Source organism: Cohnella suwonensis (assembly GCF_042655365.1).
Taxonomy (GTDB): domain Bacteria; phylum Bacillota; class Bacilli; order Paenibacillales; family Paenibacillaceae; genus Cohnella; species Cohnella suwonensis.
Map to the genome: position 1 here is coordinate 50,460 of NZ_JBHSMH010000066.1, position 25,044 is coordinate 75,503.

At 59.1% G+C, this 25,044-nt stretch carries 21 protein-coding genes; 18 read left to right on the top strand and 3 right to left on the bottom strand.

Annotation, left to right across the window (positions count from 1 at the left end):
* Nucleotides 1-86: 86 nt before the first annotated feature.
* The 11 genes from ACFPPD_RS17610 to ACFPPD_RS17660 are packed head-to-tail and all read left to right on the top strand — an operon-like array spanning nt 87 to nt 9,871.
* Nucleotides 87-440 carry an L-rhamnose mutarotase gene (locus ACFPPD_RS17610; protein ID WP_209749712.1) on the top strand — a complete coding sequence of 118 codons (354 nt, stop codon included), beginning with the start codon at nt 87-89 and terminating at the stop codon, nt 438-440.
* Nucleotides 430-1,194 (top strand): SDR family NAD(P)-dependent oxidoreductase, encoded by a 765-nt coding sequence (locus ACFPPD_RS17615; protein WP_209749711.1) that lies wholly within the window; start codon nt 430-432, stop codon nt 1,192-1,194. The genes ACFPPD_RS17610 and ACFPPD_RS17615 overlap by 11 nt, the downstream gene beginning before the upstream one ends.
* Before the next feature lie 19 nt (nt 1,195-1,213).
* Nucleotides 1,214-2,290 carry an enolase C-terminal domain-like protein gene (locus ACFPPD_RS17620; protein WP_209749710.1) on the top strand — a complete coding sequence of 359 codons (1,077 nt, stop codon included), beginning with the start codon at nt 1,214-1,216 and terminating at the stop codon, nt 2,288-2,290.
* A gap of 45 nt (nt 2,291-2,335) precedes the next feature.
* The gene (locus ACFPPD_RS17625; protein ID WP_209749709.1) at nt 2,336-3,355 is read left to right on the top strand and encodes a zinc-dependent alcohol dehydrogenase; all 1,020 of its coding nucleotides are present in this window, start codon (nt 2,336-2,338) and stop codon (nt 3,353-3,355) included.
* 21 nt (nt 3,356-3,376) lie between these two features.
* Nucleotides 3,377-4,240 (top strand): amidohydrolase family protein, encoded by an 864-nt coding sequence (locus tag ACFPPD_RS17630; protein ID WP_209749708.1) that lies wholly within the window; start codon nt 3,377-3,379, stop codon nt 4,238-4,240.
* A 19-nt stretch (nt 4,241-4,259) separates the two neighbouring features.
* Nucleotides 4,260-5,243, top strand: a complete 984-nt coding sequence (locus ACFPPD_RS17635; RefSeq protein ID WP_209749707.1) for an aldose 1-epimerase — start codon at nt 4,260-4,262, stop codon at nt 5,241-5,243.
* Between the two features lie 41 nt (nt 5,244-5,284).
* Nucleotides 5,285-6,397, top strand: a complete 1,113-nt coding sequence (locus ACFPPD_RS17640) for a fatty acid desaturase family protein (RefSeq protein ID WP_209749706.1) — start codon at nt 5,285-5,287, stop codon at nt 6,395-6,397.
* Between the two features lie 13 nt (nt 6,398-6,410).
* Complete coding sequence (locus ACFPPD_RS17645) at nt 6,411-6,728, top strand: MocE family 2Fe-2S type ferredoxin (RefSeq protein ID WP_209749705.1); 318 nt, start codon at nt 6,411-6,413, stop codon at nt 6,726-6,728.
* Nucleotides 6,729-6,753: 25 nt separating this feature from the next.
* Nucleotides 6,754-7,992, top strand: coding sequence for an NAD(P)/FAD-dependent oxidoreductase (locus ACFPPD_RS17650; RefSeq protein WP_209749704.1), 1,239 nt, complete (start codon nt 6,754-6,756; stop codon nt 7,990-7,992).
* Between the two features lie 24 nt (nt 7,993-8,016).
* Nucleotides 8,017-9,003, top strand: a complete 987-nt coding sequence (locus ACFPPD_RS17655; RefSeq protein WP_209749703.1) for an aldo/keto reductase — start codon at nt 8,017-8,019, stop codon at nt 9,001-9,003.
* Entirely contained in the window at nt 8,981-9,871 is an 891-nt protein-coding gene (locus ACFPPD_RS17660; RefSeq protein WP_209749702.1) for a creatininase family protein, read from the top strand. The genes ACFPPD_RS17655 and ACFPPD_RS17660 overlap by 23 nt, the downstream gene beginning before the upstream one ends.
* Before the next feature lie 67 nt (nt 9,872-9,938).
* On the opposite strand, the gene ACFPPD_RS17665 is transcribed toward ACFPPD_RS17660, so the two are convergent.
* A complete protein-coding gene (locus tag ACFPPD_RS17665) occupies nt 9,939-10,322 on the bottom strand; it encodes a DUF2500 domain-containing protein (RefSeq protein WP_378082729.1) in 384 nt (127 codons plus the stop codon).
* Between the two features lie 541 nt (nt 10,323-10,863).
* On the opposite strand from ACFPPD_RS17665, the gene ACFPPD_RS17670 reads away from it, so the two are divergent.
* Complete coding sequence (locus ACFPPD_RS17670) at nt 10,864-11,994, top strand: stalk domain-containing protein (protein ID WP_209749701.1); 1,131 nt, start codon at nt 10,864-10,866, stop codon at nt 11,992-11,994.
* A 28-nt stretch (nt 11,995-12,022) separates the two neighbouring features.
* Here the strand turns inward: ACFPPD_RS17670 and ACFPPD_RS17675 are convergent, their stop codons facing one another.
* Together ACFPPD_RS17675 and ACFPPD_RS17680 are read right to left on the bottom strand one after the other, a co-directional pair.
* Nucleotides 12,023-13,537 (bottom strand): response regulator transcription factor, encoded by a 1,515-nt coding sequence (locus tag ACFPPD_RS17675; protein ID WP_209749700.1) that lies wholly within the window; start codon nt 13,535-13,537, stop codon nt 12,023-12,025.
* Nucleotide 13,538: 1 nt separating this feature from the next.
* Entirely contained in the window at nt 13,539-15,452 is a 1,914-nt protein-coding gene (locus tag ACFPPD_RS17680) for a sensor histidine kinase (protein ID WP_209749699.1), read from the bottom strand.
* Between the two features lie 210 nt (nt 15,453-15,662).
* Here ACFPPD_RS17680 and ACFPPD_RS17685 point away from each other — a divergent pair, with 210 nt between their 5' ends.
* The 6 genes from ACFPPD_RS17685 (at nt 15,663) to ACFPPD_RS17710 (ending at nt 24,557) form a co-directional block, all read left to right on the top strand.
* On the top strand, nt 15,663-16,601 hold the full coding sequence (locus ACFPPD_RS17685) for an ABC transporter permease (RefSeq protein WP_209749698.1): 939 nt from the start codon (nt 15,663-15,665) through the stop codon (nt 16,599-16,601).
* Nucleotides 16,602-16,650: 49 nt separating this feature from the next.
* Nucleotides 16,651-17,577 carry a carbohydrate ABC transporter permease gene (locus tag ACFPPD_RS17690; protein ID WP_209749697.1) on the top strand — a complete coding sequence of 309 codons (927 nt, stop codon included), beginning with the start codon at nt 16,651-16,653 and terminating at the stop codon, nt 17,575-17,577.
* 102 nt (nt 17,578-17,679) lie between these two features.
* Nucleotides 17,680-19,194: an ABC transporter substrate-binding protein gene (locus ACFPPD_RS17695; protein WP_378082725.1), complete on the top strand. Its 1,515-nt coding sequence runs from the start codon at nt 17,680-17,682 to the stop codon at nt 19,192-19,194.
* A 98-nt stretch (nt 19,195-19,292) separates the two neighbouring features.
* Complete coding sequence (locus ACFPPD_RS17700) at nt 19,293-20,615, top strand: glycoside hydrolase family 125 protein (protein ID WP_209749696.1); 1,323 nt, start codon at nt 19,293-19,295, stop codon at nt 20,613-20,615.
* Nucleotides 20,612-23,734: a beta-galactosidase gene (locus ACFPPD_RS17705; protein WP_209749695.1), complete on the top strand. Its 3,123-nt coding sequence runs from the start codon at nt 20,612-20,614 to the stop codon at nt 23,732-23,734. Before ACFPPD_RS17700 ends, ACFPPD_RS17705 begins: the two co-directional genes overlap by 4 nt.
* Before the next feature lie 115 nt (nt 23,735-23,849).
* Complete coding sequence (locus ACFPPD_RS17710) at nt 23,850-24,557, top strand: TerC family protein (protein ID WP_209749694.1); 708 nt, start codon at nt 23,850-23,852, stop codon at nt 24,555-24,557.
* Nucleotides 24,558-25,044: the final 487 nt, after the last annotated feature.

The following is a 25,044-nucleotide window of genomic DNA, read 5'->3' on the forward strand; positions in this document are numbered from 1 at the left end:
CCCATAGACGAAACCGGCGGTGTTCAGAGTGCAAGCGAGCGCTGCCGGTTTTGTTTTTCCTATCGGAAGGAAGGAGTCGTGCCGAAATGATCGAAAAGTCGCTGTGGGTCGCGACGCTCAAGCCGGACATGGCGGAACGTTACGAGCGGCTTCACGCGAACCAGCCCGAGGAGATCGCGGCGCAGCTCGCGGACAAAGGGTTCGTTCATCTGGACATTTACCGTTCGGGAATGACGCTCTACATGACGTGGGAAGTCGATCCGGACCTGGCGATTCCGAACCGCATGACGCGGGAGGAAGCGGAACGGGAATGGGACCGTCTGACGGGCGAGTGCTTCGCCGAACCGTGGCGTCAAGTGCCCGTGATTTTCAAACAATCGGAACATGCCTTCAAGGCACGAAGCTTGAACGCGCAAGGAGAAGATGCGAATGGCGACTGAACTGAAAGGAAAAACGGCGATCGTCACCGGATCGACGAGCGGGATCGGCCGTTCCGTCGCGGAGAAGCTGGCTGCCGCAGGCGTGCGCACGGTCGTTCACGGTCGCAACCGGGAAGCCGGAGAAGAAACGGTTGCGGATATCGCGAGCCAAGGGGGCGAAGCGATCTTCGTTCAAGCGGATTTGCTGGACGCTCAAGCGCCCGGGCAGCTCGTTGCGGCGGCGACGGGGAGATGGGGCAGGCTCGATTTCGTCGTGAACAACGCCGCGCTCGTCTGCAGCAAGCCGATCGAAGAAATCTCGCACGAAGATTGGAACCGGCTGTTCCAAGTGAACCTGAAGACGCCGTTCTTCCTCGTCCAAGCTGCTCTCCCTTGGCTGGAGCGGCAAGGCGGATCGATCGTGAACGTCGGTTCGATCAACGGCGTCAAGAACGCGCCGAACAACGTCGTCTACGATTCGATCAAAGCCGGGCTGAACCATATGACCCGGGGAATCGCGAAAGATTTGCTGGGCAAGGGCGTCCGCATCAATACGCTCATGCCGGGCGGCGTCGCGACTCCGCTGATCGACCAATGGTTCCGCCAGAAGTACGATGACCCGGCGGAAGCCCAAAGACTGGCGGACGAAGAGAAAGCGAAGCCGTTCATGGGGTTGCCGGACCAGATCGCGGACGCGGTACTGATCTTATGCGGCAACGGTTCATCTTGGGTGAACGGAGCGGTCATCCCGATCGATGGCGGCTACAACATTTGAAAGACGAGGCGAAGCAGCGATGAAAATCACGGACGTGAAAGCATACGCGATCAAACAAGACGCGGATATTCCTTTTAAATGGAGAAAAGGGCTGCCCGAAGGCTCGCACTTGAACGAAATGGGCATCTTGCGAATCCTGACCGACGAAGGCATCGAGGGAGTCGCCGTCGCCCAGCGCGGATTGATGACCGTTGATTATACGAAGCGCAGGCTGAAAGACATGCTGATCGGAAGAGATCCGCTGCTGAAGGAACGGCTTTGGCACGAGATGTGGGAGATGGACCGCGCGGAAGAATTCCAAATCTACTACATGGGCATTCCGGACGTCGCCTTATGGGACATTACGGCGAAGAAAGCCGGCATGCCGCTCTATCAACTGCTCGGGGGCAACAGCAACCGCGTGCAGGCGTACGCGTCGACCGTCACGTACGACACGACGGACCAATTCCTGCGCGTCGCGGATTATTGCATCGAGAAGGGCTACAAAGCGATCAAGCTGCACGCTTGGGGCGATGCCCGCGAGGACGCCAAGCTGTGCGCCGCCGTCCGCAAGCACGTCGGGGACGACATTATGCTCATGTACGACGGCTCGGCGGGATTCGATCTTCGCGACGCGATTTATTTGGGCAAGGCATTGGAGCAAGCGGACTATTACTGGTACGAAGAGCCGATGAGAGAGTTCAGCATTTGGAATTACAAGAAGCTGTGCGACGAACTGACGATTCCCGTGCTCGCGGCGGAGACGTCGGACGGCTGCCATTACAACGCGGCGGACTTCATCGTCCAAGGCGCGTGCGATCGGATTCGCACCGGTACGGTGCTGAAGGGCGGCATTACCGGCGCGCTGCGCATCGCCCACTTGGCGGACAGCTTCGGCATGAAGGCGGAAATTCACGGCGGCGACCAGGCGAACGTGCATCTGGCTTGCGGCATTAACAACAATACGTTTTTCGAAGCTCTCGTATGGGGCACCGGACCGATCGGTTTCGGTTATCCGGTCGAAGAGGACGGCTTCATTACGGCGCCGCAAGTTCCGGGCATCGGCTATTCTTTCGATTGGGAAGAAATCGAGCGCAAGGCGTACGCGATAGTATAAGAGGTTTAATTGGAAAAAGAGATTCCGCGGAAGGAGTTGGACGCGATGAGAGCCGTTTTTTACGCGGGCAACAAGAAGCTAACGGTCGGAGAAGCGCCGCAGGTCGCGCCGGGCCCCGGAGAAGTCAGCATCCGCGTCGCCTATGCGGGCATCTGCGGCACCGACCTTCATATTTATCACGGGCATATGGATGCCCGCGTCACGTTCCCGCAAATCATGGGCCACGAGATGTCCGGCGTCGTCGAGCAAGTCGGCGAAGGGGTCGAAGTTCTACGTCCCGGGCAGAAGGCGACGGTCATGCCGCTTCATCCGTGCGGCGAATGTCCGGCTTGCGAGATCGGCCATGGACATATTTGCCATAAGCTGAAGTTTCTCGGCATCGAGACGCCGGGCGCGTTCCAGAGCGTATGGACGGTTCCGGCTTTCGCGGTACTGCCGCTACCGGACGAACTCGGGCTGGACATGGCCGCGCTCATCGAGCCGCTTGCCGTCGCCTGCCACGACGTTCGCTTGGGCGAAGTGAAAGCGGGCGAATTCGTCGTCGTCCTCGGCGGCGGACCGATCGGCGCGGTCATCGCCCTCGTCGCCCGGGAGAACGGCGCGCGCGTGCTCGTGTCCGAGATTAACCCGCATCGTCTCGCTTTGCTCGAAAGCCTCGGATTCGAGACGGTCAACCCGTTGGAGCGGGACGTGCCGGAGCTCGTGAACCGGCTGACGGACGGAACCGGAGCGGACGCCGTATTCGAGGTCACGTCTTCGCAAGCCGGCGCGGAACTGATGACGAAGCTTCCGAGAACGCGCGGCAGAATTATCGTCGTCGGCATCTTCAACAAGCCGGCGGCCGTCGATCTGCACCGCTTCTTCTTCCGCGAGCTGCGGCTGCTGGGCGCTCGCGTGTTCGAGCGCGAAGACTTCGATCGCGCGATCGGCCTTGCGGCTTCCGGCAAATTGCCGCTAAGCGCGCTCGTCACCGACGTGCTGCCGCTCGAGAAGCTGGAAGACGGATTCAGGATGATGGAAAGCGGCGGCAACGCCATGAAAATATTGGTTCGCTGCGGCGAATAGACCGGGAGGTTGGCGCTCGCCATGACGACGCGCAAAATCGATTCCCACGTTCACGTGTTCAACGTGGAGCGGGTGAGCTACGGCTGGCCTACGCCGGCCGATAAGGACTTGTACCGCGTCATCGAACCGCCGGAGCTGCAGCCTTTGCTGGACGAAGCGGGCATCGGCGGCACGGTTCTCGTGCAGGCAGCGGACCATTCCGCGGAGACGGACTACTTGCTGGAGATTGCCGAAGCTCACGAATCGGTGCTCGGCGTCGTCGGCTGGGTGCCGCTCGCCGAGCCGCTGGAAGCCGGACGCCGGTTGGAGAAACTCGCGCGACGCCGCTACTTCAAAGGGGTCCGGCATCTGATCCACGGCGAGGCGGACCCGGATTGGCTCGTGCGTGCGGACGTGCTCGAAGGCTTGAGAACGCTCGCCTCGTTCGGCTTGCCGTTCGACGTCGTGGCCGTGTATCCGAACCATCTTCGGCACATCCCGCGGGTGGCCGAAAGCGTTCCGAATCTTCGGCTCGCGCTCGACCACCTCGCGAAGCCCCCGATCTCGGGTGGCCCGTCGACGGACGCGGGCAGCATGGCGGGCTGGGAAGCGGAGCTCGCGGCAGCGGCGGCTTACCCGAACGTCTACGCCAAGCTGTCCGGGCTGAATACGGCATGCGATTGGAACCGCTGGACCCCGGAAGATTGGAAGCCGAGCGTGGATGCGGCGTTCCGTTCGTTCGGCGCCGATCGGCTCCTATTCGGCAGCGACTGGCCCGTCGCCAATCTGGCGGGCGATTACCGCCGCGTATGGGAAGCGACGCTAAGCGCGCTCGAGAGCCGTTCTCCCGAAGATAAAAGCTCGGTGCTGGGAGGCACGGCGGAACGGTTTTATCGGCTCGATTAACGAAGAGAGGTGTTCGATCATGTCCCGATACGCGGTAGAACGCGTCGAGTCGGAGGCGTACCCGGTATTCCGGCTGCGAGACGAAGCTTGCGGCGCCGTCGCGGATATCGCCCCCGGCGTCGGCAACAACCTGATCCGGTTCGAGATCGGCGGGCGCAACGTCATCAGTTCCCCGCCAAGCGTCCGGGCGCTCAAGCACGAGACGTTCGGGGCGTTCCGTTCCGGCGTCCCGATTCTGTTCCCCCCGAACCGGGTCGATCAAGGCCAATTCGACTTTAACGGGCGGACATACCGGCTGCCGATCAACGAACCGCCGAATTATCATCTGCACGGCGAAATTTGCGCGAAAGCTTGGGAAGTGCTTAACGTCTCGGCGAACGAGGAAGAGGGAGCTTCGGTCGTGTGCCGTTTCCGATTCGCGGCCGATCCGGACATTCTGGCGTACTTTCCGCACGAATTGACGTTCACCGTCGCGTGCCGCTTGCACGAGTGCGAATTGCATCTGGGCGGCGACATCCGTAACGAGGGGCGGGAAGAAGCTCCGTTCGGCTTCGGGTTGCATCCTTACTTCTCCGTTCCCTTCGGCGACGGAGAGCGAATCGAGCTGACCGTACCGGCGACGGCGGAATGGCCGGTGACGGACGAAGCGTTCGCGACGGGCGAACCGTCGGTTACCGCGTTCAGCGAACGATTGAACGAGGGGGCGGACATTTCCGATTATCCTCTTCTCGGCTGCTCGATGCTTTCCTTGGCCGAAGGGGGAGCGGAATGCCGCATTCGGATGCAGCGCGGCGGTTATACGATCCGATACCGCGTCGGGCCCGAGTTTCCTTATTTGCTGCTGTTCCGGCCGGACTGGTCGGCGGCGTTCTCGCTGGAGCCTTATACGTGCGTGACCGACGCGTTTAATCTTCCGTACGCGCCGGAGACGACGGGGGCGAAGGGCATCAAGCCCGGACAAACGATCTCGTTCGCCACGTCCATCGCGGTCGCGGCCGAATAGCGCTTATGGCAATGATTATTGAATGAAAGAAGGAATCCTTCATGGCGGCGACATCGGCGAAAAGGGACTACAGCATTACCGGTCCCGAGAGCAAGCGCGCGCAGGATAGAGGGCTGGCTTCCGCCGAATGGTACACCAGTCCGATTCCGCGTCCGATAATGAAAGAGTTAATGAAGAGGAAAAACGGCCCGGCCATTCGCGACACGATCATCTGGTTCGGCGGGCTCGCGATTCTCGGCTATTTGGCTTACTTGAGCTGGGGCACGTGGTGGGCGATTCCCGCGTTCCTCGCCTACGGGATTCTCTACGCGACGCCGGGCGATTCCCGTTGGCACGAATGCGGACACGGCACGGCGTTCAAGACGCCTTGGATGAACGAAGCGATGTACCAGATCGCATCGTTCATGGTGCTGCGTTCCGCGACGCCGTGGCGCTGGAGCCACGCCCGCCATCATACCGATACGATCATCGTCGGACGCGACCCCGAGATCATTACCGAACGGCCTCCGGTTTGGAAAATACTGCTCATGCAAATCTTCCACCTGTACGGCGGACCGATCGAGATCAAGCGGTTCGTCATGCACGCGTTCGGCAGGATGGAGAAGCACGAGAAGGAGTACATTCCCGAATCGCAGTTTAAGAAGACGTTCCGGGAAGCTCGCGTCTATATGCTGATCATCCTCGGCATAATCGCGGTTTGCTTGTATGCCGGAAGCGTTTTGCCGGCGATGTTCGTCTTCTTGCCGTCGTTCTACGGCGCGTTCGTCGTCATTACGTTCGGCGTGACGCAGCATCTCGGCTTGTACGAGGACGTGCTGGACCACCGCCTGAACTCGCGCACGATCTACATGAACCCGGTATTGCGTTTTCTGTACTGGAACATGAATTACCATACCGAGCACCACATGTTCCCGATGGTGCCTTACCACGCGCTGGCGAAGCTGCACGAAGAGATGAAAGCCGATTGTCCCCCCGCGCGTCCTAGCTTGTGGGCCGCCTTGAAGGAGGTCGTGTCGGCGCTGCGCAAGCAGAAGGACAATCCGGCCTATGTCGTCGTCAAGCCGCTCCCCGCGACGGCTAGGCCTTATATGTACGGCATTCCCAACGATCTGAATCTCGAATTCGATTCGCCAATGCGTCATAGCCAAGCATAAGGAGCTGATCATCATGAGCGCGACGGAATGGATAGAAGCTTGCGAAGTGGACGACATCGAAGAGGAGGACGTCATCCGCTTCGACCGCGGCGATCGCACGTTCGCGATATACCGTACGGACAAAGGGGACTTCCATGCCTCCGACGGATTCTGCACGCACGAGAAGTTCCATCTGTCGAACGGCCTCGTCATAGGCGGCGTCATCGAATGCCCGAAGCATAACGGGCGTTTCGACATCGCGACGGGCGCGGCCAAGCGCGCGCCGGTGTGCGTGGACTTGAAGACGTACCCGGTCAAAGTCGAGAACGGCAAAGTATTCATCCAGATCTAACATGGATTCAAGAAGGAGCAACGCCATGAATACGAACGCAATGGTGATCGTCGGAGCGGGAGAAGCCGGCGCGCGCGCTGCATCCGAGCTTCGCGCGAGAGGGTGGACCGGCGATGTGACGATGATCGGCGAAGAACGCCGTGCGCCTTACGAACGTCCGCCGCTCTCCAAGAGCCAGCTCGCCGACGCGAAGCGTCCGGCGCCCACGACGATATTGAGCGCGGAGAAACTCGAAGAGCTGAACATTACGCTCTTGAGCGGAGATGCCGCTGTCCGGATCGACCGGATCGGGCATAAAGTCGTGCTGGAGAGCGGACGCGAAGTGCCGTACGGCAAGCTGCTGCTCGCGACGGGCGCGCGGCCGCGCAAGCTGCCGGCCAAAGGCGACGCCGCCGAAGAAATACTCATCTTGCGCACGTTCGACGACGCGCTGCGGCTTCGCGAACGGCTGCGGCCGGGGGCGCGCGTCGCCATTATCGGGGGCGGCTTCATCGGCCTCGAGGTGGCGGCTAGCGCGATTGCCATCGGCTGCGACGCGACGCTCGTCGAAGTCGCTTCGCGCATTCTGATGCGCGGCGTGCCCGAGCCGATCGCCGCCGCGGTCGAGAGGCGGCACCGCGAAGCGGGCGTCTCGTTCCGCATCGGAGTCATGATCGAGAGCGTGGACCGCGACGGCGATGCTTACCGCATCCGGCTCGCGGACGGGACGTCCGTACCGTGCGACGTCATCGTCGCGGGCATCGGCGCGGTTCCTGAAACGGCGCTAGCGGCGGCATGCGGCCTCGACATCGAGAACGGCATTCGGGTCGACGAGCGGTTGCGAACGAGCGATCCGGATATTTTCGCGGCGGGCGATTGCTGTTCGTTCCCGCATCCGCTCTACGGCGGCAAGAGAATGCGGCTGGAAGCTTGGCGCAACGCCCAAGATCAAGGCACCCTCGCGGCGGGCAACATGCTCGGAGACGAAGCGCCGTACGAAGCGATACCTTGGTTCTGGTCGGATCAATACGACTTGACGCTCCAGGTCGCAGGCATGGCGGATCCGGACAACGCGATCGCGCAACGCGACTTGGGAGAAGCGGGACGTCTCTATTTCCATCTGGACGGGGAAGGCCGTCTCGTCTCGGTCAGCGGCATCGGGCCGACGGGCGCGTTCGCCAAGGAGTTCCGGCTCGCCGAGATGCTCGTCGAGAAACGCGCGCATCCGCCGGCGGACGCGCTGGCGGATCCCGGCGTCCGGCTCAAGGAACTGCTTCGGGGTTAGTCATTCGATGGGAGGAACAGAACGATGCAATATAATCGGTTCGGCAGGTTAGGCACGCAAGTATCGCGACTGGGGTTCGGCGCCATGGGACTCGGCGGCTCGTTCGGGAGCTACGGCGACAAAGAACTCGTCCGCTCCGTCCTTCACAGTCTAGAGCGCGGCGTGAACTTCATCGACACGGCGCGGAATTACGGCGAATCCGAGCGCATTCTCGGACTTGCGCTCAAGGAGTGGACGGGCGACAAACCGTTCGTCGCCTCGAAAATCCAGTCCAAAGGACCGGGTAATCTCGGCTGGGGCCAGCCGATTCCGGTGGAATCGGCTTATCCGGAAGGTTGGCTGCGGGAGAGCGCGGAAATTTCTCTTCGCATGCTCGGCGTCGAGACGATCGACCTGATGCAGCTTCACCAATATTGGCCGCAATGGGACCGCGTCGATTATTGGATGGACGAATTGCTTCGGTTGAAGGAAGAGGGCAAGATCAGGGGCATCGGCATCTCCTTGCCGGATCAACGGCACGATATCGCGCTGTCGCTCGCGCAAAGCGGGAAGATCGATTCCGTTCAGACGGTGTTTCATATTTTCGATCCGCTGGCGCTCGATTGCCTCGTTCCGATCTGCCAAGAAAACGACGTCGCTGTCATCGCCCGCTGCATTCTCGACGAAGGCGGCCTGACCGGTTTCCTGCGCGCGGACACGGTATTCGGGGAAGGCGATTTCCGGCAAGCCTACTTCGACTACTTGCCTCGGGAGATTTACATCGAGCGGGTTCGCAAGCTGCAAGAAGCGTTCGTGCCCCGGTACGCGGATAGCGTGGCCGAATTGGCGATTCGCTTCGCGCTTCAGCATCCGGGCATTACGGCCGCGATCAGTTCGATGCACGTGACGCGATACGCGGACGAAAATATCGCCGCGGCGAGCCGCGGGCCGCTGCCGGACGACGTATTCGAGGAAATCCGACGCCACTACCGATGGGTGAGGAACTACTATGAAACGAAGTATTGGGCATAAGACGTTATGGTCCGAATTGCTGCCGCATGAATTCAAGACCAGGCTCGCGGACAATCCGACCGTCTATTTCCCGATCGGCCTGTGCGAACCGCACGGGCAAGTGAGCGCGTTCGGGCTCGACACGATCAAAGCGGAATGGCTATGCCGGGAAGCGGCGGAACGGGTCGGGGGCATCGTCGCCCCGTCGATGGGTTTTCACGTGCACGAAACCGGTTATCACGCGAGGTGGCTGGAGGACGAGGTCGGAGAAGTCGACGCGCCGATGACGGGCATTCCCCCGGGGATCCTGCTTCACTTGTTCTTGTATCAGTTACGGGCATTCGCCAACGCGGGGTTTCGCAACGTCGTCGTCGTGTCCGGCCATAGCGGCGGCAACCAACGGGATCTTCGGCTGGCCGCGGAGCTGTTCATGGAGCATGTGCCGGTGAACGTATGGGTGCGCAGCGATCCCGAGCTCGTGGAGGACTTGTACGAAGGCGATCACGCCGGCAAATACGAGATCTCGCAGCTCATGTATTTGCGTCCGGAGCTCATCGATATGTCGGCTCGGGAATACGAGAAGCAGCCCGATTCGGGAGGGAAGCTGGCGCTGGGCGAAGATGCGGCGGAAGCGAATCCGGAGCTCGGAGAAAGCATTATGCGCGCTTGCTTGCAGCGGCTATGCGACGAAGCGGAAAAGCTGCAAGCTCAAGCGGAGGAGACGGCTGCAGCGGCACCCTTACCGCGAATCGGCTACGGTACGGTCGAGCATATATGGGCGAAGGTGCGCGCGGCATCGCCCGATTGGGTCACGGCGAAACCGTGGCCGGGTCAACCTCCCGTGTCGGAAGGCTCCCGTTGGAAACCCTACGAGAATTGGCCTATATAATCTGTCGTTCGAAAGCAAAGGGGCGGCCGGGGCGTTATCCCGTGCCGCCTCTTTGCTTTCGCGCGATTCATTGCCGCTCGAAAGCGACGATCCAATCCCCTTGCACGGCCGCGTACCCTTCGTCTCCTTCGACGAGCAGGCCGTACAGCTTCTTTACGTCGAGATATTCCTTGCGGGAACCGTCGTCGAATTCCAGCGTGACGTAGTAATCCGTGCGGGAAGAACCGCCCGTATGCGCCATGCCGTTATCGCCGGCGTGATGGTGATGGCCCGCGCCGGTGCTGACGTCCGTCCTTTTGGAGACGACCCGAGCGAATACGGTTTCTTTCGGCGACCTCGCGTTCTTGACGTATCGGGCTCCGTTAAAGATCATCAAGCCGATCACGACGACGAATCCGATGACGATAATAATAGGAACGATCGTGAACATGGCGTTGGAACCGCCGCTCATCGGCTGCTCGGGAAACAAGGCATTTCCTCCTTTTCCAAACTCTGTGTGATTATATGGATATGGAAATCTAACCACGAGGTAACGCGAATCGTCAACCCCATCGTGTCGAAATAACTGGGCAATCGCTTACGAGATCAACGGATTGGCAGGAGTCGTTTCGGTCAAGTCGACGGATGCGATAACTGCCATTTTGACCGTTATGACTGTTCAGAGAACCCGTCCCCCCTTACATAACGGTCATCTTGACCGTTAAGTCCTCTACAACCCCCAATAGACAAGGCAAATGGGAACTTTAACCGCCAATTTGACCATTAACAATCCACTAAATGTCGTTTGTTTATTGACAACGGTCATTTTGACGGTTATCCCTTATCGGATGGTGGTCTCGCGTTTTCGTAAGCGATTGCCCTGGTCGAAATAACGAAAGGCAATCCGCCCGGACGGATTGCCTTCTTTGTCGTGCGCAACTTTCTATACATCCGCACAGTATTAATGTTTGGAATGATTTCCATATGATGGATCGATATCGAGGAGGAGTATGATGAGAATAGCAAAAACGTTCCTATTGGCCGCGTTCGTCGTCGCGCTCGCGTTCGCGATCGGACCCCGGCATACCGATGCGGCGCAACCGGCCAAGCTGACGGTAGCGGGCTTAGGAAACGAAGCGAACGAGTACGTCTCAGTCCGCGATCGCGTCTATTTGCCGCTAAAGCAAACCGCGCAAGCGCTAGCGTACCGGACGATCTGGGATGCCCGTACCCGGTCGATCACGTTGCAAGGGATCGATAAGAAGATCACGTTAACGAAGCGCGCGTTGTCCGGCGCGGACTTTTACTCGAAAAACGGCAGGACGTACGCGTCGCTGGCCTTTTACTCGAAAAATCTAGGGTTGACGTATAACACGTACGACGCGGCTAAGCTAATCAAGTTGTCTTCTCCCTACTATTACAAGTCCGAAGGCGATCATTCGATCTGGGTCGATAAAAAAACAACGATGCTCTATTATGCGAAAGGGACGCGTCAACCGTTGCCGATAAACAAAACGAATCTTACGTTCCTCGAACAAGCGACATTCGCGGACGCGACGGTCAAGGAGCTTAGCCAAGGCGTCGTATATATGAGAGTAACCGAGAACTACGGGGAACCGAGTCTCAACTTCGATACTTATCAAGCGCTGATCAAGAACGGCAAAGTCGTCAAGCAGCAAAACAAATCTTTTCACGGCTGGCGCGATCACGAAGATGTCGAATTCGTCGATCAAGGCGTACTGTTCAACGACGGGGATACGGCGACGATCTACGGCAAAGACGGCAGCGCGGCGTTGGTCGCCGATTTGACGGAATCGCTTGGTTTCGAAGGACCGTTCGTGGTGGAAGCCGTTCAAGACCGCTTCTGGTTCGTCCGGGAATACAGAAGCTCGAAATTGAGCTTGCTCGATATCCGTTCCGGCAAGTCGATATTGTTATATAAGCAATTACTTAACCCAGACGAGATCGCCATTCTCGACGAGCAAAAGTCTCCGGCCATCGGTGAAAACGTGGAGTTTAATACTTTCGGCGACCACTTGACGTTCAAGAAAATCGACATGGCGAAGAAACTTGTTTACTTCGACCATCTCAATTGGCTGAAATCCGAGAAATCGACGTTGGTCTTCGATCTTTCGAAAATGTAAGCGCGGGACTCTGACCCGACGCGCTACCTCACACCAGCTTACGGTATTGGGCGGGAGAGACGCCGACGACTTTCTTGAAATGCTTGTAGAAGTGGGCGGCATCCCAGTAGCCGACCGCTTTGGCGATGTCTTGCGTTTTCAGGGCGCCGGTTTTCATCATTTCCATCGCTTTCTCGATTCTCGTCCGGTTGACGTAATCGGAGAACGTCTGGTTCATCTCCTTGTTGAACAGCTGGCCCAAGTAGACGGGGTGCACGCGGTACGTCTGGGCGAGCGTCTTGAGCGAGAATTCCTCCATGTAAGAGCGCTGCACGTAGGAGACGATCTGCCGGATGACCGGGCTTTGCTCTTGTCGGCCGACGAGCTCGCGAACCGCTTCCGAAGCGATGTCGCGGACGTGGCCGATCAGTTGCTCCAGCGTCGTGGAAGCAAATAGCCGAACGAGCGGATCGGCATAAGAGCGAGGCGCCGGATCGTTCGGCTTCGCGTCCCGGAGCCGCTTCTTCAGCTGAAGCACGAGTTCGGCGGCCGCGCCCCGAAGCTCTGCCGGCGTCACGCCTTCCGTCCGCGAGAAAGCCTCGAAATCGCTTGCGATACGCGCATGCAACGTTTCCTCGTCCATCGCCAGCAACAGTTGATTGTACGCCTCCGGATCGTACGGAGGCGTTTTTCCCGTTGCGGCGGATCGAGAGAAGAGGTCGTGGGACAACAGCCGCTCCTCGGGATACAGCAGGGCGTAGTCGAGCGTCGCGATCGCGTTCCTGTAGCTCGCGGGCGCTTGCTCGAAGCCCGTCTCGAGAGATCCGAGCACGATGAGCGGCGCTTCGCGGGCAACGTCTTTCCGCCTGGACTGAAGCTTCGCCAATCGGTCGCGAATGCCGCCCAGCGCCGCGGGCGTCCCGTCCTGAGCGCCGATGATCAGCACGGCATTGTCGTCGATATCCCGGAAGCTCAGGCATGGCGCTCCGAGTTCGGCCCCGGCATCGCCGGAGTAACCGCCGACGATGACGGCGACCGCCGCGTACGGTTCGTTTAGCCGCAGCTGAAGGAAGTCGGAACGCTGCTTCCATTGCTCCTTCGCGATCCGGCCCGATACCCAGCGGTAGAGGATGTTATCCTTCAGCAGGTCGGTCTGTTCGGCGCTGAGCGATTCGATTTTGCCCCGGTTCAGCTTCTCCGAGGCGTTCATGACCGTCTGCGTCAGCTCCTCCAGGTTGATCGGCTTCAGCAAATAATTCTCGATGCCGATGCGCATCCCTTCGCGGACGTAGTCGAATTCGTTGAAGCCGCTCAGGATGATGCTTATCAGCTCCGGATTGATCTTCTTCAGCTCGCGAATGAGCTCGAGTCCGTTCATCTCGGGCATCGCGATATCGGTAATGAGAATGTCGATCCGTTCCGCTTCGCCTCCGATTTGCTCGAGAGCGTCAAGTCCGTTCTCGGCTTGCCCGGCGATGACGGCGCCTATAGACGTCCAATCGATGACGGAAGCGAGTCCCTCCAGAATGAACGGTTCGTCGTCGACGATCCATACGTTATGCATATCAGATTTCCTCCTTCCGATGGGGGAACCGGACCCGGACGACGGTGCCCTCCATCCTCTTGCTCCTGATGTCGAGCCCGTAATCGTCTCCGTACAACAACCGGATTCTCTCGTTCACGTTGCGCAAGCCGAGAGAAGAGCCGCCCAAGCGGCCCTTGCCGTCCTTGCCGCCCGTATTTCCTCCGGATCCCCCGGCTCCTTCGGTGCGTTCCCCGCTCGCGTTTCCTTTGCCCGCCAAGTTCATCGTGACCGTTCGCAGCCTTTCTTCGTCCATGCCTTTGCCGTTGTCCTCGACTTCGACGACGAGCGCGGACGTCGTCGCGTCGGCGTAAGCGCGAATCGAGATGACGTTGCCCGTCTTCGAGGCCCTGACCCCGTGAACGATCGCGTTCTCGATGAGCGGCTGAAGCGAAAGCTTGAACAGAAGGGCGGATTCGATGCCTTCCTCGAGCGAGATCGAATAGCTCATTTTATCCCGGAATCGGAGACGGTACAGCTCGAGGAATTGCCGGCAATAGTCGATCTCGTCCCCGAGAGTGACGGTCGTCTCCGGCTTGACCGCGTAGCGGAACAAGGAACCGAGCACGTAAGCCATTTCCCCGACGTCCGCCGCCCCTTGCGTGAGCGCGCGCATCCGGATCGCCTCCAGCGTGTTGTACAGAAAATGGGGATTGATCTGCGCCTGGAACGCGACGAGCTCGGCGTGCTTCTGCTTGATCTCGGACACGTACACTTGGTTGATGTAGCTCATCAGCTCCTCGCACATCCGGTTGAAGCGGTCGGAGATTTCGTCGAGCTCGTCGTTCTGCCCGGTCGGCACGCGAACGGACAAGTTCCCTTGCTGCGCCTGCTTCATCGCCTTGATGATCGCCCTCGTCCGTCGCGAATACCGGTAGACGGTCATGTACGCGAAGACGATCATGAGCACGATGCCGATGCCGGTAATGGCGATGACTTTGCTCTTGAACCCGGCGAACTTGCCTTCGAGCTCGGACACGGGAGCGATGCCGCTAACGTACAGGCCGGACATGGCCGATCTCGTTGTCGTTCGGTAAGCTTTCGTTTCGAGCTTGGCATATCCCGGGTCGCCGCGCAATTGGCGGGCGTACGGATATTCGAGTCCGCCGTAGCGGCCCGACGAATCGTACACGACTTTGCCGGACGGGAACAGCACGAGGACGGAGCCGATGCGCCTGTCGGCTTCGCCCGCCCGTAACTTTTTGCCGATCGCGTCCGGATCGAAGGTGAAGAGGATGCTCCCTTCGTTGCGCAGCGTGTCGGGATCGTTCATGTCGAACGTGAACGTATAGGCGCCTTTCTTCGCGATGTCGAGCGCTTCGTCCAGCTCCGGCGTTCGCTCGGCGGCCGTCCGGATCGCCCTCATTCCGTCGATCGCTTGCTCCGCGGGACGTTTCTCCCCCTGAAGCACGACGAGTTTCTGCGTCTTGTTGCCGTTGAACATGAATACGAACGACTGCGATTTGCTATAGACGGCGATCTGCAGAATTTCCGGATGGCTCTCCATATGGCCGCGCAGGAACGTTTCCAAGTTGCGGTTTTCCGAGCTGTTGCTCGAAATGTATTTATTGAACCGGTACTGGATATAGAGCGGCATGTCGTTGCGCAGAAAATAGAGCATGTCGTTCAGCAGCAACTGGTTCTGGTAGAACTGAAGCACGACGTCCTGCGACTGGTCCATTTGTTCGTCGAGGAAAGCGCCGACTTCGTCGACCGCTTGCTGCTGCGCGCCGAGTTCCTTCTGCCGCAGGGAGCTCGTCGAGTACTTGTAGACGAGTACGGCGAGCGTGCAGAACGTCACGATCGTAAGCGCGGAGAAGACGAGAACGATTTTGTTGAACAGCTTCGTGCGGAAGAAAGCGTGGTAGACGTCGGCGAGCTTGGCCGTGACGTTCACCTCCTATGCGGGTGAAGTAGGTATAAGATAACACGGGATTTTCGGGGCGGCAACGAAAATGTAAGCGATTGCGGCCATTGCCGGAGCGAACCTTTAATCCGTACCTGAAAGCTTGAATCTGTTCACTATCGGCCGGCTTTCGGGCCGTGTTACCTTGAAATCGAGAACGTTGAACATGCAACTAGACGGAGCAAGGCGGAGGTGAATCACATGCAAGCGGTACTGGCTTTCGTTCGCGACGTCGGCAAAAACCGGGCGTTCCTGATCATGGCGCTTCCCGGCGCGCTCTGGTTTCTGATTTTCGCTTACGTCCCGATGCCCGGAGCGCTGATCGCGTTCAAGCAATACCGGCTCGATCTGGGCGGCTTCTTCTCCGGGTTAATCAAGTCGGAATGGGTCGGATTGAAAAACTTCGAGTTTCTGTTTAATGCCCACGACGCGTACGTCATTACCCGCAATACGGTGTTGTACAATCTCGCCTTCATCGTGCTCGGGCTGGTCCTATCCGTGTCGCTGGCGATCGTCTTGTTCCATCTGACGCAGAAGAAGCTGGCCAAGCTGTACCAGACGGCGATGTTCATGCCTTATTTTCTCAGTTGGATCATCGTCAGCTACTTCGTGTTCAGCTTTCTGAGCGTCGACCGCGGGCTCGTCAACCAAATTCTCGAGGCTTTCGGCGCGGAACCGCGCAACTGGTATTCGGAGACGGCCTACTGGCCGCTCATCCTGATCGTCATGAACGCTTGGAAAGGGGTCGGTTATTCCAGCGTCGTCTACTTGGCGGCCATATCCGGCATCGATAAAACCTATTACGAGGCCGCGATGATCGACGGGGCGAGCAAATGGCAGCAGACGATCCGGATTACGTTGCCGCTCATCAAGCCAATGATGATCATTCTGACCATCCTCGCGATCGGCGGTATTTTCCGGGCGGACTTCGGATTGTTTTTCCAAATCCCGCGGGATTCGGGAGCGCTGTTCCCGGTCACCAACGTCATCGACACGTACGTGTACCGTTCGATGAAAGTGCTCGGAGACTTCGGGATGGCCGCGGCGGCGGGCTTCTACCAATCGGTCGTCGGCCTCGCGCTCGTCTTGACGGCGAACTGGACCGTCAAGAAAATCAACGAAGACGAAGCGCTGTTCTGACGAAGTGGCGGCGATTTCGGACTTCCATCACGAAAGGAGGCGGCAGCGGATGAGACTCGCCCGCCCGGCGAAGCCGCGGGACGTTCACCGGCTTCCGATGGCTTGGAACGGCTTGCTTCACTTGATCTCCGGAGGCTTCGCCTTCGCCTGCGTATTCCCGTTCCTGTTCGTCGTCGTCATCTCGTTCACGGACGAGAACACGCTGCTCGAGAAAGGCTACCAAATATGGCCCGCCGATTGGAGCGTCAACGCTTACGAATACGTGTTCCGGACGGGGGATCAGCTCCTCCGATCTTACGGCGTCACGCTGTTCGTAACCGTCGTCGGCATGCTGCTGACGGTCGCGATGACGACGCTGTACGCGTATTCGATCTCTCGGAGGAACTTCAAGTACAGAAAGTTTTTCTCCTTCTACGCTTTCTTCACGATGCTGTTCGGCGGCGGACTCGTGCCGACATACATCGTCGTCGCGCAAATGCTGGAGCTCAAGGACACGATCTGGGCGCTTATTCTGCCGATGTCGCTGAACGCGTTCAACATCTTTATTCTTCGAACGTTCTTTCAGACGATGGTGCCGACGCCGATTATCGAATCCGGCAAAATCGACGGAGCGGGCGAGTTCAAAATCTTGCTCATGCTCGTCTTGCCGATCTCGTTGCCGGGATTGGCGACGATCGCGCTCTTCAGCACGCTGAGCTATTGGAACGACTGGTTTAACGCGTTGCTCTATATCGACTCGAACCGGCTCGTGCCGCTTCAGGCGCTGCTTATGCGGATCGAGCAGAGCATGCAGTTCATCATCCAGAACTCGGCGCTGCTGAACAGCGGCCAAAGCCGGGAAATGCTGCGGTCGTTGCCGCAAGAGACGACGAGAATGGCGATGGTCGTCCTCGCGACGGGACCGATCGTGCTCGCGTACCCGTTCTTCCAGCGTTATTTCGTGCAAGGTTTGACGATCGGGGCCGTCAAGGATTAGTCCGCAAGCGGGCGGTTCCGGCCGAGTGGCAGGTTTTAAACGCTTGAAGAGCCGGCTCTTCGGCGGTTAAAATAAACACCAATAGAGGTCAGGGGGATTTACGTGTTCAACAAAAAGCGGTACGGCATTATCGCGTTCGTCTTATTTGCAAGCGTTGCCATGGCAGGTTGCGGCAACGGCAACAACGAAACCAAGTCATCGTCCTCCGCATCCCCGTCGGCTTCGCCGTCCGAGCAAGCGTCCGAGTCGCCGAGCGCGACGAAAGAGGAAGAGACGGTCAATCTCGTCTGGTATACGATCGGCACGCCTCCGAAAGATCTGGCTAAGGTGAACGACGAGATCAACAAGTACGTCGAACCGAAAATCCACGCGACCGTGGAGATGAAAATGCTCGATTGGGGCGACTACTCGCAGAAGATGCAGATCATCATCGCTTCCGGCGAGCCGTACGACATCGCGTTCACGAGCTCATGGGCGAACGATTATTTCGCGAACGCCAAGAAAGGCGCCTTCTACGAGCTGGACCAACTGCTCGAGCAGCAAGGCAAAGGCGTCAAGGAAGCGCTCAACCCGGCGTTCCTCGAAGGCACCAAGGTCAACGGGCACAACTACGGTTTGCCGACGAACAAGGAGCTTCCGCAGCAACGTGTGTTCCGCTTCAATAAAGAAATGCTCGACAAACATAATCTCGATATTTCCAACGTGAAAACGATTCAAGATTTGGAGCCTCTCCTGAAAGCGTTCAAGGAGAAGGAGCCCGGCATCGCGCCGATTCCCGCCAAGATCGCCGAATGGCTGCCGTTCGATCTGCCGATCTCCGATCTGCCGTTCATCGGCACTCCGCTCGGCTCGACCGACGGCAAGCTGATCAACGTCTGGGAGTCGCCGGAAGCGATGACTTACCTCGAGACGATGCATAAGTATTACGAGGCGGGATATTTGCCGAAGGACGTCGCGACGCAGAAGGACGCGGGCGATTATTTCAAGACCGGCAAGTGGCTCGTCGACGTCGCCGACGCCCAGCCGTACGCGGACAATCTGTGGAGCAGCGACGCGGGATATAAAGTCGTCAGCGTTCCGATGCACGATCCGATCGCGTTTAACTGGTCGGTGGCGGGCGCCCTGCAGGCGATCAACGCCAAGTCGAAGCATCCGGAGAAAGCGATGGAGTTCCTGAACTTGCTGTACACGGACGCGACGCTCATCAACTTGGTCGACTTCGGCATCGAGAATACGCATTACAAGAAGACGGGCGACAACAGCAAGGATTCGATTCCGGACAGCGGCTACGGTTTCCCGGCGTTCAGCGTCGGCAACCTGATGCTGACGTACTTGAACACGGCGGACCCGGCCGATAAGTGGGATCAATTCAAGAAATTCAACGATTCCGCGACGAGCGCGCCGCTGCTCGGCTTCCAACCGGATACGGCAAGCATCACGACCGAAATCGCGAACTTGAAGAACGCGAAAGAAGCGTCCTACAATTCTCTCTTCTCCGGTACGCTCGATCCGAAGGACAATTTGCCGAAGATCAACCAGAAGCTCAAAGACAACGGCTTGGACAAAGTGCTCGCCGAGCTCCAGAAGCAAGTCGACGCATGGAAGACGAAGCAATAAAGTTATTTGACTAAGAAACAGCCGCGAGTGTTGCGGCTGTTTCTCGTTTAATGGTAGGCTAACAAAGAAGCATGGGATGCAAAGGAGAAGATGACCCGATGGAGCAATTCAAGCTGCCGAAGATCGATATGCCGCCCTTCTCGCTTCCGCGGGCGGTTATGGAGACACTTGCCGAAGCCGAGACGAAGCTGGCGAGTAGGCCGAAATTGTTGCGGCTTTTCAAGAATTGTTATGCTAACACACTCGAAACGACGACGAAAATCGCGGATGACGGGACGACGTTCGTCATCACGGGAGACATTCCGGCGATGTGGTTGAGAGATTCGGCCGAGCAAGTGGCGCACTACCTGCCGCTCGCCCGCGAAGACGCGGACGTACGGCGAATCGTCGGCGGACTGATCAAACGTCATGTCGCGTGCATTGTTCACGATCCTTACGCGAACGCGTTCAACGAAACGGCGAACGATTGGCACTGGAACAAAGACGATGTAACGGATATGTCGACGTTGGTGTGGGAGAGGAAGTTCGAGCTCGATTCCGCTTGTTTCTCGATGCGTCTCGCCTATAACTTTTGGAAGGTAACCGGATCGGCGGAACTTTTCGAAGCGGGCTTCAAAGAGGTGATGAAGACCCTCGTGTCGCTATGGAAGAGTGAACAGCGCCATGCGGAACGTTCGCCGTACCGGTTCGAACGGGATAACGGCATCGAAGGCGATTCGCTGCTGAACGACGGGCTCGGCATGCCGGTCAACTATACGGGCATGGTATGGTCGGGTTTCCGGCCGAGCGACGACGCCTGCGAATTTCACTTCAATGTCCCGTCGAACATGTTCGTCGTCGCGACGTTGCGGCAGATGGGCGAAATCGCCGAATTCGTCTACAGGGATTCGGCCTTCGTTAAGGAAATGGCCAAGCTGGAGTCGGAGATCGACCGAGGCATCCGCACGTACGGCATCTACCGTCATCCCGTATACGGTCCGATCTACGCTTACGAGACGGACGGCTTCGGTAATTACAGCTTGATGGACGACGCGGGTACGCCGGGATTGATGTCCATTCCCTATTTGGGCTACGCGTCGGCGGACGATCCGACGTACGTCCGGACGAGGAAGTTCGCGCTAAGCGCGGACAATCCCTTCTATTATGAAGGCCGATTCGCCAAGGGCATCGGCAGTCCCCACACGCCTCCGAAGTATATTTGGCCGATGGCGCTGTCGATGCAAGGATTGACCGCGACGTCCAAGCAAGAACGGCTGGACATGGTCGCGATGCTGGAAGCGACGGACGCGGATACCGGTTATATGCACGAAGGGTTCCACGCGGACGATCCGAACCTGTTCACGCGGAAATGGTTCGCCTGGTCCAATAGCCTGTTTGCCCAATTGGTCGCTAAAATGATGAAAGACGGTGAGTTCGAATGAATCGCTTAATCGCGTTCTATGATAAGAATTTTCCGCAGGCCGATGGCCAAGCGGTAGACGAGGGGCAGCTCGGACGCGTATCGCGCGTCGTCGGCGCCTCCGGATTAAGCGAAGCGCTGCGCGAAGCGGCGATCGCGGCGGGCGACGGTCGCGCCGAATCCGAAACCGCGTGTTTCGTGAACTTGCACGCGCCGTATTTCCCGAAAGACGCGTGGCCGGAGCTGCTGGCGTTCCTCGGAAGAGGCGGCGGTCTCGTCAGCATCGGAGGCGCGCCGTTTAAGATTCCCGTTCGCATGGAGAACGGACGATGGCATGCGGAGGCGGAGCAGACGGCCTATCATCGGCAGCTCCGCATCCACGAGACGCTTCGGGTAAGCACGGAAGGCGTCGTCCGTCTGAAGGCGTCATCGGACTTGCCGATGTTGGCCGGACGGGAAGAACTGTTCGACGTCGCGCCGACATGGAATCTCGTGCCGCACGCAACGAAAGCGAGCGACTTGCCTCACGAGATGGGCTCGGCGGGCCCGATGGACGCGTGGCTGCACGCGGTGCTCCGGGGCGTAACCGCGGACGGTCGGGAGATCGCCGCGCCCGTCGTCGTCTGGGACAACGCGGGAGGAGATTTCGCCGGCGGGCGCTGGCTGTTCGTGAACGGGCCGATCGGCGTTAGGTTCTGGGAACGGGGCGGAGCCGAGGCGCTCGCGGAATGGGCGGCGGCATGCGGCAGAGGGATGACGGACATCTGGCTGAAGCCGGGCTACGCGTCCTACGAGCCGGGCGAGCGGGCGATGCTGACGCTGCAGACGCAAGCGCTGGGCGCGGGAGCCGCCGGCGAATGGACGTTCCGCCTGTCGGCGAAGCGCGAGGACGAGACGACGCCTTGTTGGACGGCAGAACTCGAGATTCGCGTCGGAAGAGAACTCGACAACCTGCGTCTGCCGATACCGGTCGTTGTCCGCGAAGGATATTACGAAGTGGAGTGTCGGGCGGAATCGAAGGCAGGGGAAATACGTTTGCTTCGCCAAGGCTTCTGGGGCTTCGACGGGAAGCTGCTCGCGGAAGGCGAGCCGATCAAGGCGGGCAGGGATTATTTCGAACGGGACGGCCGGCCGATGCCGGTCGTCGGCATGACGTACATGAGCTCGGACGTCGCCCGCAAGTTCCTGTTCCTGCCTAACGCCGCCGTCTGGCGCCGCGATATGGCGCAGATGAAGAACGCCGGCATCAACTGGATCCGAACCGGCATCTGGACCGCGTACCGCAACGTTATGCAATCGGACGGTCACGCCTCGGAGGAAGCGCTCCGTTCGATCGACGCTTTCTTGCTGACCGCGAAGAAGATCGGCTTGCAAGTGACGTTCACGTTCTTCTCGTTCACGCCGGAGACATGGGAAGGGGAGCACCCTTATCTCGATCCGCGCAGCGTGGAAGCCCAGAAACGGTTCGTTCGGTCGATCGCATCGAGGTACCCGAAGGCGACGAACGTCGATTGGGATTTGATTAACGAGCCTTCGTTCACCGATCCGGCCCGCATTTTTTCCGTCGGTCCCCGTCCGAGCGGCAAGCGCTTCGAGCGCAAGGCGTTCTCGTCCTGGTTGGAACGGCGGCACGGAAGCGTCGCGACGCTTCAGGACCGGTGGAACATGACGCCGTCGGAATTGCCGGACTTCGGTTCGGCCGTGCCGCCCGAAGCTTCCGAGATCAACTTCGACATCATGGACATGAGAGACGGCAAGAGGGGGACGCGTTGGCTCGATTACTGCTTATTCTCGATGGACATGTTCAACCGATGGGCATCGGAGCTGTCGGCGGCGATCAAGTCGGCATGTCCCGGACATCTGGTGGCCGTCGGCCAAGACGAAGGGCTGAAGGACCAGCGTCCGACGCCCCTGTTCTACGAAGAAGCATCCGATTATACGACGGTCCATTCGTGGTGGCAGAACGACAATCTCGTCTGGGACGGCATCTTCACGAAGAGTCCGGATAAACCGAATCTCGTGCAGGAAACGGGCATCATGTACGTCGAGACCGCGGAAGGGCGCGCGAAACGTTCGGAAGAGGAGCTGTATCGCCTCCTGGAGCGCAAGTACGCCTACGCGTTCGCGACGGGCGGCGCGGGCGCCGTCCAATGGATCTGGAATACGAACGCGTACATGGATAACGCGAACGAGTCGCATATCGGCGCCCTTCGCGCCGACGGGACGGAGAAGCCGGAAGCGCTCGTGTCTTACGACTTCGGCAGGTTTATCGGAGAAATCCGGGATCTGTTCGCGGAACGCCGGCTGGAAGACGTCGCCGTCGTCTTCCCTTACGCCAACGATTTCTCGAACCGGCGGTTCGCTTACGAAGCGACGACGAAGCTGACCCGCGCGTTAAGCTACGGGCTGAAGACGCCGTTCCGCGCGGTATCTCCTTACAAGCTCGGCGTCCTGAAGCGGAATCCGGCCAAGCTGATCGCTTTGCCGTCTCCGTATAACGTGGAAGAGGAAACGCTGCGGGAGCTGCTGGCCATCGCGGAGACGACCGGCGCGACGCTGCTCGTCACAGGTCCGCTCGGCATCGACGAATATTGGCGGTGGACGGACCGGTTCAAGGAGCTGGCCGGAAGCCGCAGACTCGTCAACGCGAGTCGGGAAGAACGTCTTGTCATCGGCGAGACGCCGTTCCCGGTGTCGTTCGGCGACAGTAAAATCGCGGAAATCGCGAAGGAGACGCCGACAGGCGGATCGGCATCGCCTTCTCGGGTCGTCGAGATTCCGCTCGGCGCGGGCAGACTCGTCTGGTGTCCGCTACCCGTCGAGCTGAACGAACGAAGCGAAACGATGTTGGCGCTCTACCGCCATGCGCTGGCGCTGTCCGGCTTCCGCGCCGAAATGACTTGGGCGAAGGGCGGCGACGAGCCCGGCGTGTACGGCCGTAAGCTGGCTTTCGGAGAAGGTGCGTTATACGTCTTCGTATCGGAGCAGGCGGAAGCAGCGGACATCGAGATCGAAGATCCGGTTACGGGCCGCCGTTACGCGTTCTCGTTACCGGAGGAGCGGTCGGTGCTGTTCGCGACGAACGCGGCCGGCGAGGTGATCGCCGTCTATCGGCCGGACGAGACGACAATCAATTTCTAATAGAAGTATAGACGGCCGCAATCGCGGTCGTCTTTTCTTTTTCGATCGGAAGTGTAACCGGTGCCGGAATATGGCAATAATAAGCGAATGTCCGTCCACGATAAAGGAGACCCCGATGCTCGAAAACTTCGTGTTGCTCATTGAAATATTGCTGATCAATATCGTGCTTAGCGGCGATAATGCCGTCGTCATCGCGATGGCGAGCCGGAATTTGCCCGAACGGCTCCGCAGTCGCGCCGTCTGGATGGGAGCCTCCGCCGCCGTCGCGCTGCGCATCGCGCTGTCCGTCGCCGCCGTTGCCCTGCTTGACATCCCCGCCGTCCAGATCGTCGGAGGATTGCTGCTGCTCTATATTGCGATCCAATTGCTGCTGGACGGCGGAGAAGACAAGGAAGTGCAAGGCGTCGCTTCGCTCGGCAAGGCGATCGGCATCATTCTCGTATCCGACCTCGTCATGAGCTTGGATAACGTGCTCGCCATCGCGTCCATCGCCCATGGCCACGTGTGGCTGATGGCTACGGGCATCGTGCTAAGCGTTCCGTTGCTCATCTGGGGGAGTCAGCTGATTCTGAAGCTGATCTCCCGGTTTCCCGCCGTCGTATGGATCGGATCCGCGATTCTCGGCTATACGGCCGGAGAGATGCTGTCGGACGTGGACGTCGTCCGGGACAGCCTTCCGAGCTGGGGAGCGTGGGACTACGGATGGCTGCCGGCGTTCACGGCCGCGCTCGTGCTTGTCGTCGCGAGCGGCTGGCGCAAGCTGGCGCACGTCGCGGAAGATCATGCGAGCGGCCAAACGGAAGACGGTAAAAGACTGCGTTAGCGCGGGAGATCGAGTTTTAGCTCGACCCTCGCGACTTTCGGGAGCTAGTCGCTCTTGTTGAGTAACACATAGCTGCCGATGAGGCGACACGGCAGAAGCTCTACGCGGGCTGGGGTCGTGCGGTTATAACGGCGATTGCATTCGCGGAATAACGGCGAAATGATCGACTAATAAGTTAATTTCGGTTGGAGTTCACGGAGAAACCACGATGATGGTTTCCGGGGCGTTTGCCCCGGAGGCGGTTATTGTGGTTTTTTCTTGTTTTCGGCGTCTGATCGTCGGGAGACTCGCTGTTACTCGAAAAAATCGACTAACTCGCGCGTAAAGGGGCGCCGCGGCCGGCAGTTACTCGAAAAAATCGACTAACTCGCGCGTAAAGGGGCGCCTCGGCCGGCAGTTACTCGAAAAAATCGACTAACTCGCGCGTAAAGGGGCGCCTCGGCCGGCAGTTACTCGAAAAAATCCAGTAGCATTGCATTAAAATATC

Bases quoted from the DNA above. Each gene is read 5' to 3' on its own strand.
- ACFPPD_RS17610 (WP_209749712.1), top strand. From the start codon at position 87: ATGATCGAAAAGTCGCTGTGGGTCGCGACGCTCAAGCCGGACATGGCG.
- ACFPPD_RS17615 (WP_209749711.1), top strand. From the start codon at position 430: ATGGCGACTGAACTGAAAGGAAAAACGGCGATCGTCACCGGATCGACG.
- ACFPPD_RS17620 (WP_209749710.1), top strand. From the start codon at position 1,214: ATGAAAATCACGGACGTGAAAGCATACGCGATCAAACAAGACGCGGAT.
- ACFPPD_RS17625 (WP_209749709.1), top strand. From the start codon at position 2,336: ATGAGAGCCGTTTTTTACGCGGGCAACAAGAAGCTAACGGTCGGAGAA.
- ACFPPD_RS17630 (WP_209749708.1), top strand. From the start codon at position 3,377: ATGACGACGCGCAAAATCGATTCCCACGTTCACGTGTTCAACGTGGAG.
- ACFPPD_RS17635 (WP_209749707.1), top strand. From the start codon at position 4,260: ATGTCCCGATACGCGGTAGAACGCGTCGAGTCGGAGGCGTACCCGGTA.
- ACFPPD_RS17640 (WP_209749706.1), top strand. From the start codon at position 5,285: ATGGCGGCGACATCGGCGAAAAGGGACTACAGCATTACCGGTCCCGAG.
- ACFPPD_RS17645 (WP_209749705.1), top strand. From the start codon at position 6,411: ATGAGCGCGACGGAATGGATAGAAGCTTGCGAAGTGGACGACATCGAA.
- ACFPPD_RS17650 (WP_209749704.1), top strand. From the start codon at position 6,754: ATGAATACGAACGCAATGGTGATCGTCGGAGCGGGAGAAGCCGGCGCG.
- ACFPPD_RS17655 (WP_209749703.1), top strand. From the start codon at position 8,017: ATGCAATATAATCGGTTCGGCAGGTTAGGCACGCAAGTATCGCGACTG.
- ACFPPD_RS17660 (WP_209749702.1), top strand. From the start codon at position 8,981: ATGAAACGAAGTATTGGGCATAAGACGTTATGGTCCGAATTGCTGCCG.
- ACFPPD_RS17665 (WP_378082729.1), bottom strand. From the start codon at position 10,322: ATGAGCGGCGGTTCCAACGCCATGTTCACGATCGTTCCTATTATTATC.
- ACFPPD_RS17670 (WP_209749701.1), top strand. From the start codon at position 10,864: ATGAGAATAGCAAAAACGTTCCTATTGGCCGCGTTCGTCGTCGCGCTC.
- ACFPPD_RS17675 (WP_209749700.1), bottom strand. From the start codon at position 13,537: ATGCATAACGTATGGATCGTCGACGACGAACCGTTCATTCTGGAGGGA.
- ACFPPD_RS17685 (WP_209749698.1), top strand. From the start codon at position 15,663: ATGCAAGCGGTACTGGCTTTCGTTCGCGACGTCGGCAAAAACCGGGCG.
- ACFPPD_RS17690 (WP_209749697.1), top strand. From the start codon at position 16,651: ATGAGACTCGCCCGCCCGGCGAAGCCGCGGGACGTTCACCGGCTTCCG.
- ACFPPD_RS17700 (WP_209749696.1), top strand. From the start codon at position 19,293: ATGGAGCAATTCAAGCTGCCGAAGATCGATATGCCGCCCTTCTCGCTT.
- ACFPPD_RS17705 (WP_209749695.1), top strand. From the start codon at position 20,612: ATGAATCGCTTAATCGCGTTCTATGATAAGAATTTTCCGCAGGCCGAT.
- ACFPPD_RS17710 (WP_209749694.1), top strand. From the start codon at position 23,850: ATGCTCGAAAACTTCGTGTTGCTCATTGAAATATTGCTGATCAATATC.